General features: G+C 70.7%; 9 protein-coding genes. All 9 read left to right on the top strand.

All coding sequences use genetic code 11. From position 1 onward, the window contains the following. The 9 genes from VGD85_RS08245 (at window position 1) to VGD85_RS08285 (ending at window position 9,256) form a co-directional block, all read left to right on the top strand. Complete coding sequence (locus VGD85_RS08245; RefSeq protein ID WP_331062972.1) at window positions 1-468, top strand: cell division protein SepF; 468 nt, start codon at window positions 1-3, stop codon at window positions 466-468. A gap of 10 nt (window positions 469-478) precedes the next feature. Then, a complete protein-coding gene (locus VGD85_RS08250; RefSeq protein WP_331062973.1) occupies window positions 479-772 on the top strand; it encodes a YggT family protein in 294 nt (97 codons plus the stop codon). A 92-nt stretch (window positions 773-864) separates the two neighbouring features. Beyond that, a complete protein-coding gene (locus VGD85_RS08255) occupies window positions 865-1,632 on the top strand; it encodes a DivIVA domain-containing protein (protein ID WP_331062974.1) in 768 nt (255 codons plus the stop codon). A 209-nt stretch (window positions 1,633-1,841) separates the two neighbouring features. Then, window positions 1,842-2,783, top strand: a complete 942-nt coding sequence (locus tag VGD85_RS08260; protein WP_331062975.1) for a TraR/DksA family transcriptional regulator — start codon at window positions 1,842-1,844, stop codon at window positions 2,781-2,783. Continuing rightward, window positions 2,756-3,340 (top strand): signal peptidase II, encoded by a 585-nt coding sequence (gene lspA, locus VGD85_RS08265; protein WP_331062976.1) that lies wholly within the window; start codon window positions 2,756-2,758, stop codon window positions 3,338-3,340. The genes VGD85_RS08260 and lspA overlap by 28 nt, the downstream gene beginning before the upstream one ends. Then, window positions 3,337-4,275, top strand: a complete 939-nt coding sequence (locus VGD85_RS08270) for an RluA family pseudouridine synthase (protein ID WP_331062977.1) — start codon at window positions 3,337-3,339, stop codon at window positions 4,273-4,275. Before lspA ends, VGD85_RS08270 begins: the two co-directional genes overlap by 4 nt. 4 nt (window positions 4,276-4,279) lie before the next feature. Beyond that, entirely contained in the window at window positions 4,280-4,996 is a 717-nt protein-coding gene (locus tag VGD85_RS08275; RefSeq protein ID WP_331062978.1) for a GNAT family N-acetyltransferase, read from the top strand. A gap of 136 nt (window positions 4,997-5,132) precedes the next feature. Further along, window positions 5,133-8,684 (top strand): DNA polymerase III subunit alpha, encoded by a 3,552-nt coding sequence (gene dnaE / locus VGD85_RS08280; protein WP_331062979.1) that lies wholly within the window; start codon window positions 5,133-5,135, stop codon window positions 8,682-8,684. Then, window positions 8,681-9,256 (top strand): hypothetical protein, encoded by a 576-nt coding sequence (locus tag VGD85_RS08285; RefSeq protein ID WP_331062980.1) that lies wholly within the window; start codon window positions 8,681-8,683, stop codon window positions 9,254-9,256. Before dnaE ends, VGD85_RS08285 begins: the two co-directional genes overlap by 4 nt. Window positions 9,257-9,405 lie beyond the last annotated feature (149 nt).

The following is a 9,405-nucleotide window of genomic DNA, read 5'->3' on the forward strand; positions in this document are numbered from 1 at the left end:
ATCGGCGAGTACCTCGGCTTGCTCGAGGACACCGGGCGCTACGACGACGAGCTCGAGGACGACCTCTACGAACGCACGGCCGTGGGCCAGTCGGCCCCGGTGCTGCGAGAGAGTCGCCCGGCGCCCGTGGCCGACCTGGCCGAGCGCCGACGTCCGACCGCTGTGAGCGCACCTGGCGTCGTCGCCGAGCTCTCCCGCATAACCACGCTGCACCCCCGCACCTACAACGAGGCGCGCACCGTGGGTGAGAACTTCCGCGACGGCGTGCCGGTGATCATGAACCTCTCGGAGATGGACGACGCCGACGCCAAGCGCCTGGTGGACTTCGCCGCCGGTCTCGTCTTTGCGACCCGTGGCACCATCGAGCGCGTCACCAACAAGGTGTTCCTGCTCTCGCCGCCGAACGTCTCGGTCGCCGCCGAGGACAAGCAGCGCATCGTCGAGGGCGGCTTCTTCAACCAGAGCTAGGACACACAACTTGCAAGCAGTCGGTCTCACGATCCACGTCGTCCTGTGGGTCTTCATCGCGCTGCTCTGGGTCCGGTTCGTCGTGGACTGGGTGCAGATCTTCGCGCGGTCGTGGGTCCCTCGTGGAGTGCTGCTGGTGCTCCTGGAGGCGGTCTACTCGGCGACGGACCCACCGATCAAGGCGCTGCGCCGGGTGATCCCGCCGCTGCGGATCGGGAGCATCTCGCTGGACCTGAGCTTCCTGATCGTGATGATCGGGGCCTACGTCCTGCTCCAGCTCAACGATCAGCTCCTCCTGAGCTGATCGGGTGCACACTGGTCAATCGGCGGTGGTGATGATCCTGCTGCAGCCACAGACGCTATTGTTCGACCGACAGTAACTTTGACGATCAATGAATGGGTGAGGTCATGCCGCTGACGCCTGAGGACGTGAGCAACAAGCGCTTTACTCCCGTCCGGCTCCGCGAGGGCTACGACATGGGTGAGGTCGACCAGTTCCTCGACGAGGTGGAGGCCGAGCTGGCGAGACTCACGAAGGAGAACGACGACCTCCGCTCCAAGCTGGCCGCCGCGCAGAGCTCCGGAGGCGCGACCGAGACGGCTCCTCAGCCGCGGGTCGAGGAGCGCGCTCCCGAGCCCGAGCCGGTCCCCGCGCCCGCGCCCGTGACGCCGGTCGCTCCGGTCGTCGCCGCGAGCCCGGTCGAGACGATCCGGGTCGAGACCGTTCCGGAGGCCTCCAACGCCGCGGCCCGCCTGCTCGAGATCGCGACGCGCAACGCCGACGAGCTGGTCGAGGACGCCAAGAACGAGGCCGACAAGATCGTGGGCGAGGCCCGCACCAAGGCCGAGCGCCTCGAGTCCGAGGCCAAGACCAAGGCCGACCGGATGGAGTCCGACGCCCGGACCCGTGCCCAGATGCTCGACTCCGAGACCGCCGAGCGGCGTCGCCAGATGTTCGGCGACCTGGAGAAGGAGCGCGACAAGCTCAACGGCGAGGTGGAGAACCTGCGCTCGTTCGAGCGCGAGTACCGCTCTCGCCTCAAGAGCTACTTCACCCAGCAGCTCGAGGCGCTCAGCGGCCCCAGCGACACCCCGATCTCGTCGGGTGACGAGGCGCGCGCGCCCAAGCGCCTGCGCTCCATCCTGGGTGAGGACGACGCCTGAGCGTCTGCACCATCACGCATCGGCGGCGGCCGGTCCCTCCCGAGGGGCCGGCCGCCGCCGTCGTGCGGGGCCCTGCGGTGGCCGAGGGGCCGCCGAACGGTTCTCGGATCGTGCGGTGTGCCGGATTGGAGGCGTTGGGGGTCACCGGCTACCCTCCACGCACACCTGTGGATCCAGCCGCAGGCGCCGAGGCCTGAGGAGGCCCGACCATGGCACGCACCACGAGGAAGTCGCTCGCTGGGCAGGCGGCCTCTGCCGCCCGCAAGGTGATCACGCGCCGCCCCGCCACGAAGACCGCTGCCGCGCCCGCGAAGAAGGCCGCGCCCGCGAAGAAGGCCGCGCCCGCGAAGAAGGCCGCGCCGGCCAAGAAGGCCGCGCCCGCGAAGAAGGCCGCGCCCGCGAAGAAGGCCGCGCCCGCCAAGAAGGCCGCGCCGGCCAAGAAGGCCGCGCCGGCCAAGAAGGCCGCGCCGGCCAAGAAGGCCGCGCCCGCCAAGAAGGCCGCGCCCGCCAAGAAGGCCGCGCCCGCCAAGAAGGCCGCGCCCGCGAAGAAGACCGCGCCCGCGAAGAAGACCGCGCCCGCGAAGAAGACCGCCCCCGCGAAGAAGACCGCCCCCGCCAAGAAGGCTTCCCCTGTGACGAAGGCTGCGCCGGCCAAGAAGACGGCCCCCGCGAAGAAGACGGCCCCCGCCAAGAAGACGGCCCCCGCCAAGAAGGCGGCCCCTGTCAAGAAGGCGGCCCCTGCCAAGAAGGCGCCGGTGAGCTCGCTGGTCGTCCAGGAGGGCGAGGCCGCCTGGACGAAGGAGGAGCTGCGCGAGGTCCTCGACGAGCTGCACGAGCAGCGCGAGCACAGCCAACGGGTCATCGAAGCCCAGGAGAACGAGCTCAACGGACTGATGCGTGACTCCGGCGACGGCGCGGGCCAGGACCAGGCCGACCTGGGTGCCACGAGCTTCGAGCGCGACCACGAGCTCACCGTGCTCAACAGCGAGCGGGACAAGCTCGCGCAGATCGAGCGGGCCCTGGCCCGCATCGACGACGGCACCTACGGCGTCTGCGAGTCCTGCGGCAACCCCATCGGCAAGATGCGGCTGATGGCGTTCCCCCGTGCGACACTGTGCATGACATGCAAGCAGCGCGAGGAACGCCGCTGACCGGCGACCAGACCGATCCGGCACCGTCCGGTCCCGTCCCGTCCAGGTCGAGCAACCGCCGCCTGCTGGCACTGTTCGCGGCGGTGGCGCTCACGGCGTACGCCGTCGACGTCGTCTCCAAGATCGTGGCCGTCGACCGGCTGACCGGGCGCCCCGACGTCCAGATCGTCGGTGACCTCTTCCAGCTCCACCTCGTGCGCAACCCGGGCGCGGCGTTCAGCACGGGCACCGCCTACACCGAGGTCCTCAGCGTCGTCGCGATCATCGCCGTGCTGGTGCTGCTCTACCTCTCCCGCCGGATCGGGTCCGTCGGCTGGGCGGTCTCCTTGGGACTGCTGCTCGCCGGCGTCGCCGGCAACCTCACCGACCGCCTCCTGCGCACGCCGGGTCCGCTGCGCGGCCACGTCATCGACTTCTTCGTGCTGCCGCACTGGCCGGTCTTCAACGTCGCCGACATCTGCATCGACGTCGCCGCCGCGCTGATCCTGGTGCAGGTCTACCGCGGCCGCCGTCTCGACGGGTCCCGGGCGCCGCGCGACCACGAGGCCGCCGAGTGAGCCGCGGGGCCGAGCACCGCGTGCTGTCGGTGCCCGAAGGCCTCGCGGGCGAGCGCGTGGATGCCGCGCTGGCACGGATGTTCGGGCTCTCGCGGACGCGGGGCGCCGACCTGATCGCCGCCGGTCACGTGCTCGTCGACGGCCACCCGGTCGGCAAGAGCGACCGGGTGCTGCCGGGCGCGAGCGTGGAGGTCACGATCCCCGTCGAGGTCGACCCGTTGGCGGTCGTGCCCGAGGTCGTCGAAGGCATCAAGATCATCCACGACGACGACGCGATCGTCGTGATCGACAAGCCGGTGGGCGTCGCCGTGCACCCGTCGCCCGGCTGGTCGGGTCCCACGGTCGTCGGGCACCTGGCCGGAGCCGGCTTCCGGATCTCCACCAGCGGGGCGTCCGAGCGGCAGGGCATCGTGCAGCGGCTCGACGTAGGGACGTCGGGCGTGATGGTGATCTGCAAGTCCGAGCACGCCTACTCCGTGCTCAAGAACGCCTTCCGGCACCGGACGGTCGACAAGGTCTACCACGCCCTGGTGCAGGGGCACCCCGACCCGCTCGAGGGCACCGTCGACGCACCGATCGGGCGGCATCCCAAGGCCGACTACAAGTTCGCGGTGATGGCCGACGGCCGGCACAGCGTCACCCACTACCAGACCCTCGAGGCCCACCGCTTCGCGAGCCTGCTGGAGATCCATCTCGAGACCGGGCGCACGCACCAGATCCGGGTGCACATGGCGGCCCTCAAGCACCCCTGCGTCGGCGACCTGACGTACGGCGCGGACCCCAGCCTGGCGCGCCGCGTGGGGCTCGAGCGGCAGTGGCTGCACGCCGTACGCCTCGGCTTCGAGCACCCCGAGACCGGGGACTACGTCGAGTACGAGTCGGAGTACCCGGAGGACCTCGCGCACGCGCTCGAGGTGATCCGTGACGCCCACTGATGAGATGCCGCGGCCTGAGCGTGCGAAGGCCGGGACCCTGCTGCTGCGCCCGGCGACCGAGGCCGACGCCCCGGCCGTCGCCGCGGTGCACCTCGCCAGTCGGTCCGCGGCGGCGATGCCGCCCCCGGTCCACGACGACGACGAGGTCCGCCACTGGCTCGCCGAGCGCCTGCGCGAGGACGAGGTGTGGGTCGCCGACCAGGACGAGCGCGTCGTCGGCTACGCGCGGCTCGCCGGCGCCTGGCTCGACGACCTCTACGTGCTGCCCGACCGGGCGGCCGCGGGCGTGGGGTCCGCGCTGCTCGAGGTCGTCAAGGCCCGGCGCCCCGAGGGCTTCTGCCTGTGGGTGTTCGAGGCCAACGAGCCCGCCCGGCGCTTCTACGCCCGGCGGGGGCTCGTCGAGCTCGAGCGCACCGACGGCTCGGGCAACGAGGAGCAGGCGCCGGACATCCGGATGGCCTGGCCGGGCTCCGACCCGCTCGCGTTCTTCCGGGGGCTCATCGACGAGGTCGACGCGCAGCTCGGCGACCTGCTGGCGCGCCGGGCGGCCCTGACCCGGGCCGTCCAACCGCACAAGTCCGACCCCGCCCGCGACCCGGCGCGGGAGCGGGAGATCGCCGAGGCCATGGCGCGCCGGGCGCCGGAGCTCGGGGCGGACCGGCTCGCGCGCATCGTGCACACGATCATCACCGAGAGCTTGGACGCGGCCCCGAACAGCTGAGCCCGCTGTCGGCGGCGGGTGCCACCATCGGGGCCTGCGGTCGCGTAGTCTGGCGTTCTTCCCCCTACGGCGCCGACGACCGGTTCGCGGCTCTGTCAGGCATGCCCGCACGACGTTCAAGGAGTGGCTCGCGACGATGGCTCCAGGTGCTTCGGACTCCTTCGTCCACCTCCACGTCCACACCGAGTACTCCATGCTCGACGGCGCCTCGCTGCTCGACGGGCTGTTCACCCGGGTGGTCGACCTGGGGATGCCCGCGATCGCGATGACCGACCACGGCAACCTGCACGGCGCCTTCGACTTCTACTCCAAGGCCCGCAAGTACGGCGTCAAGCCGATCATCGGCATCGAGGCCTACCTCACCCCCGGCACCAAGCGCGGCGAGCGCCGGCGGGTGCGCTGGGGCAAGGGCGACGTGGCCGAGGAGGGCGGCGACGACGTCGCGGGCGGCGGCGCCTACACCCACATGACGATGTGGGCCGAGAACACCGAGGGCATGCACAACCTGTTCCGGCTCTCGTCGCTCTCCAGCCTCGAGGGGTACTTCTACAAGCCCCGGATGGACAAGGAGATCCTCCAGCAGCACAGCAAGGGGCTCATCGTCAGCACGGGCTGCCCCAGCGGCGCCATCCAGACCCGGTTGCGCCTGGGGCAGTGGGACGAGGCGGTGCGCGAGGCCGGCGAGCTGCAGGACATCTTCGGGCGCGACAGCGTCTTCCTCGAGCTCATGGACCACGGCATCTCCATCGAGAAGCGGGTCCGCGACGACCTGCTGCGCCTGGGCCGCGAGCTCGGCATCCCCCCGCTGGCCACCAACGACTCCCACTACAACAACCCCGAGGACGCCGACGCCCACGACGCCTTGATCTGTGTCGCCTCCGGCAAGCGGCTCTCGGACACCAACCGGCTCAAGTTCGACGGTGGCGGCTACTACATCAAGTCCCCCGCCGAGATGCGCGAGCTGTGGGCGCACCACGACCTCGTCGCCGCCTGCGACAACACCCTCGCGATCGCCGAGCGCTGCGAGGTGGAGTTCGTCGAGTCCACCGGCGGCTACATGGCCCGCGCCGACGTGCCGGCGGGGGAGACCGAGGAGAGCTGGTTCCGCAAGGAGGTCTGGCGCGGCATCGAGGCCCGCTACCCCGGCGAGCGACTCACCCAGGACGTCAAGGACCGCGTGGAGATGGAGCTCGCGGTCATCTCCCAGAAGGGCTACTGCGGCTACTACCTCGTCGTCGCCGACTTCATCCAGTGGTCCAAGCGCAACGGCATCCGCGTCGGACCCGGCCGCGGTTCGGGCGCGGGCTCGATCGCGGCGTACGCGCTGAGCATCACCGACCTGTGCCCCCTCGAGCACGGCCTGTTCTTCGAGCGCTTCCTCAACCCCGAGCGGCCCTCGATGCCCGACTTCGACATCGACTTCGACGACCACCGGCGCGGCGAGGTGATCAAGTACGTCACCGACAAGTACGGCGCCGACCGGGTCGCGCAGATCGCCACCTTCGGACGGCTCAAGGCCAAGGCCGCGATCAAGGACGCCGCCCGCGTGCTCGACTTCGGCTTCGCGATCTCCGACCGGATCACCAAGGCGCTGCCGGCCGACGTGATGGGCAAGGGCGTCGCGCTCAAGGACATCTTCGACCCGGCGCACAAGCGCTACGGCGAGGGCGGCGAGTTCCGCTCGCTGCACGACTCCGACACCGACGTACGCCGCATCTACGAGACCGCCGTCGGGCTCGAGGGCCAGATCCGCAACTGGGGCGTCCACGCAGCCGGCGTGATCATGTCCAGCGAGCCCCTGATCGACATCGTCCCGATCATGGCCCGCCCGCAGGACGGCGCGATCATCACCCAGTTCGACTACCCCATGTGCGAGTCGCTCGGGCTGGTCAAGATGGACTTCCTGGGCCTGTCCAATCTGCACATCCTCGAGGACGCGGTCGCCAACATCGAGGCCAACCGCGGCGAGTCGATCGTCTTGGAGGAGCTCCCCTTCGACGACCGGGCGACCTACGAGCTGATGGGGCGCGGCGACACGTTGGGCGTCTTCCAGCTCGATGGTGGCGGCATGCGGGCGCTGCTCCGGTCGATGCAGCCCGACCAGTTCGCCGACATCACCGCCGTCAGCGCGCTCTACCGGCCCGGCCCGATGGGCGCCGACTCCCACAACAAGTACGCCCGCCGCAAGAACGGCCGCGAGCCGATCGAGCCCATCCACCCGGCCCTCGCGGAGGCGCTCGAGCCGGTGCTCGGGGAGACCTACGGCCTGATCGTCTACCAGGAGCAGGTGATGGCGATCGCCCAGGTCCTGGCGGGCTTCACGCTGGGCGCCGCGGACAACCTGCGCCGCGCGATGGGCAAGAAGAAGAAGGCGGAGCTCGACAAGCAGTACGCCGGGTTCCAGTCCGGGATGCTCGAGCGCGGCTTCCCGCAGGACGCGATCGACACGCTCTGGGCGATCCTGCTGCCGTTCTCGGACTACGCGTTCAACAAGTCGCACTCCGCGGCGTACGGCGTCATCACCTACTGGACCGCCTACCTCAAGGCCAACTACCCGGCCGAGTACATGGCCGCGCTCCTGACGTCCGCCCGGGACGACAAGGACAAGATGGCGATCTACCTCAACGAGTGCCGCCGGATGAAGATCCAGGTGCTCCCGCCCGACGTCAACGAGTCCGCCCACAACTTCACCCCGGTCGGACGGGACATCCGCTTCGGCCTGACCGCGATCCGCAACGTCGGCAGCAACGTCGTCGACGGCATCGTCGCCGCCCGCGAGGAGAAGGGCCGCTACGAGGACTTCAACGACTTCTTGTCCAAGGTCCCCGCCCACGTGTGCAACAAGCGGGTCTTCGAGTCGCTGATCCTCGCCGGCGCGTTCGACGACATGAAGCACCGCCGGCGCGCCCTGCACCTCAAGCACGAGGAGGCGGTGGACCGCTACGTCGGCCTCAAGCGCGAGGACGAGGGCCAGGACTCCCTCTTCGGCGGATCCGGCGCCGACGACGTGGTCTTCGACGTCAGCATCGCGCTGCCCGACGTCGAGGAGTGGGACAAGATGACCCTGCTCGGTCGCGAGCGCGAGATGCTCGGCCTCTACGTCTCCGACCACCCGCTGCTCGGGCTCGAGCACGTGCTCGCCAACAGCAGCGACTGCACCATCGGCCAGCTGATGCTCGACGAGGACCGCCAGGACGGCTCGCCGGTCACCATCACCGGACTGGTGACCACGGTGCAGCGCAAGATCACCAAGCGCGGTGACGCCTGGGCGATGATCACCGTCGAGGACCTCGACGGTGCCATCGACGTGCTGCTGTTCCCCAGCGCCTACCAGCTGGCCGGCCCCTACCTCGTCGAGGACGCGATCATCACGGTCAAGGGCCGGCTCTCCCGGCAGAAGGACCAGCCGGAGATCCACGGCCAGGAGGTCACGGTCCCCGACCTGTCCGACGGCCCCTCGGGCCCGGTCGTGATCAGCCTTCCGTCGACGCGCTGCACCCCACCGGTGGTCGAGCAGCTCAAGGACGTTCTCGGCACCCACCCCGGCATGACCGAGGTGCGGCTGCGACTCTTGACCCGTGAGCAGACCATGGTCATGCGCCTCGACGACCGCCTGCGGGTCACCCCGAGCCCGGCGCTGTTCGCCGACCTCAAGCAGCTCCTGGGGCCCGGGTGCCTGACGGGGTGAGCCATCCGGGGCACCGATCATCCCTGCGTCCCGGGCTGGTCCAGCTCGTCCTCGGCGTGCTCGTCTTCGCCGCCGTGGGCGCCCTGGCCGGGGTCGTGTGGGAGTGGCTGTGGACCCCGCCGATGGGCGTGGTCTCCGGCCACCGGTGGCTGGCCGAGGACGAGGCCGGTCTCCGGGGCCAGTTCTCCGGCACCGGCTGGTTCGTGGTGGTCGCGACGGTCTCGGGGCTCCTCGCGGGCGCCGCGGTCGCCCTGTTCCTCGACCGGGTGCCGCTGCTCACCCTCCTCGCGGTCGTGGCCGGATCCGTGCTGGGCACCTGGCTGATGCTCCGCGTCGGCGCGGCGCTCGGACCGGACGACCCGGCCCGGCTCGCGCTCACCGCCAAGGACGGCACCCACCTGCCCGGCGCGCTGACGGTCTCCCGGCGTACGCCGTGGATCTCGATGCCGGCCGGCGGCCTGGTGGCCCTCACCCTGGTCTTCTTCGGCCTCTCGGTGGGGCGTCGGCATCCCCACGACCACGCGCCCGGGCAGCATCTCGACGAGCACCACCCCGGCCACCGCGCCCGGTAGGCTGCCGCCCGAGCGGGCGCTCGCCCGCGACGACACGTCACAGACGGGGGTTTCTCGTGTCCACCAACCTCCCTCCCGGCGGCCCGGGCGGCCCGGAGTACCTCGACAGCAGCGGCGGCGACCCGTTCCGGTCCTCGGGGCCTGAGCCC

The organism is Nocardioides sp. (assembly GCF_036401255.1).
Taxonomy (GTDB): Bacteria; Actinomycetota; Actinomycetes; order Propionibacteriales; family Nocardioidaceae; genus Nocardioides.

What these genes read in the sequence shown, in the direction of transcription:
- VGD85_RS08255 (WP_331062974.1), top strand. Translation starts at nt 865, where the DNA reads ATGGGTGAGGTCATGCCGCTGACGCCTGAGGACGTGAGCAACAAGCGC.
- VGD85_RS08260 (WP_331062975.1), top strand. Translation starts at nt 1,842, where the DNA reads ATGGCACGCACCACGAGGAAGTCGCTCGCTGGGCAGGCGGCCTCTGCC.
- lspA (WP_331062976.1), top strand. Translation starts at nt 2,756, where the DNA reads ATGCAAGCAGCGCGAGGAACGCCGCTGACCGGCGACCAGACCGATCCG.
- VGD85_RS08275 (WP_331062978.1), top strand. Translation starts at nt 4,280, where the DNA reads ATGCCGCGGCCTGAGCGTGCGAAGGCCGGGACCCTGCTGCTGCGCCCG.
- dnaE (WP_331062979.1), top strand. Translation starts at nt 5,133, where the DNA reads ATGGCTCCAGGTGCTTCGGACTCCTTCGTCCACCTCCACGTCCACACC.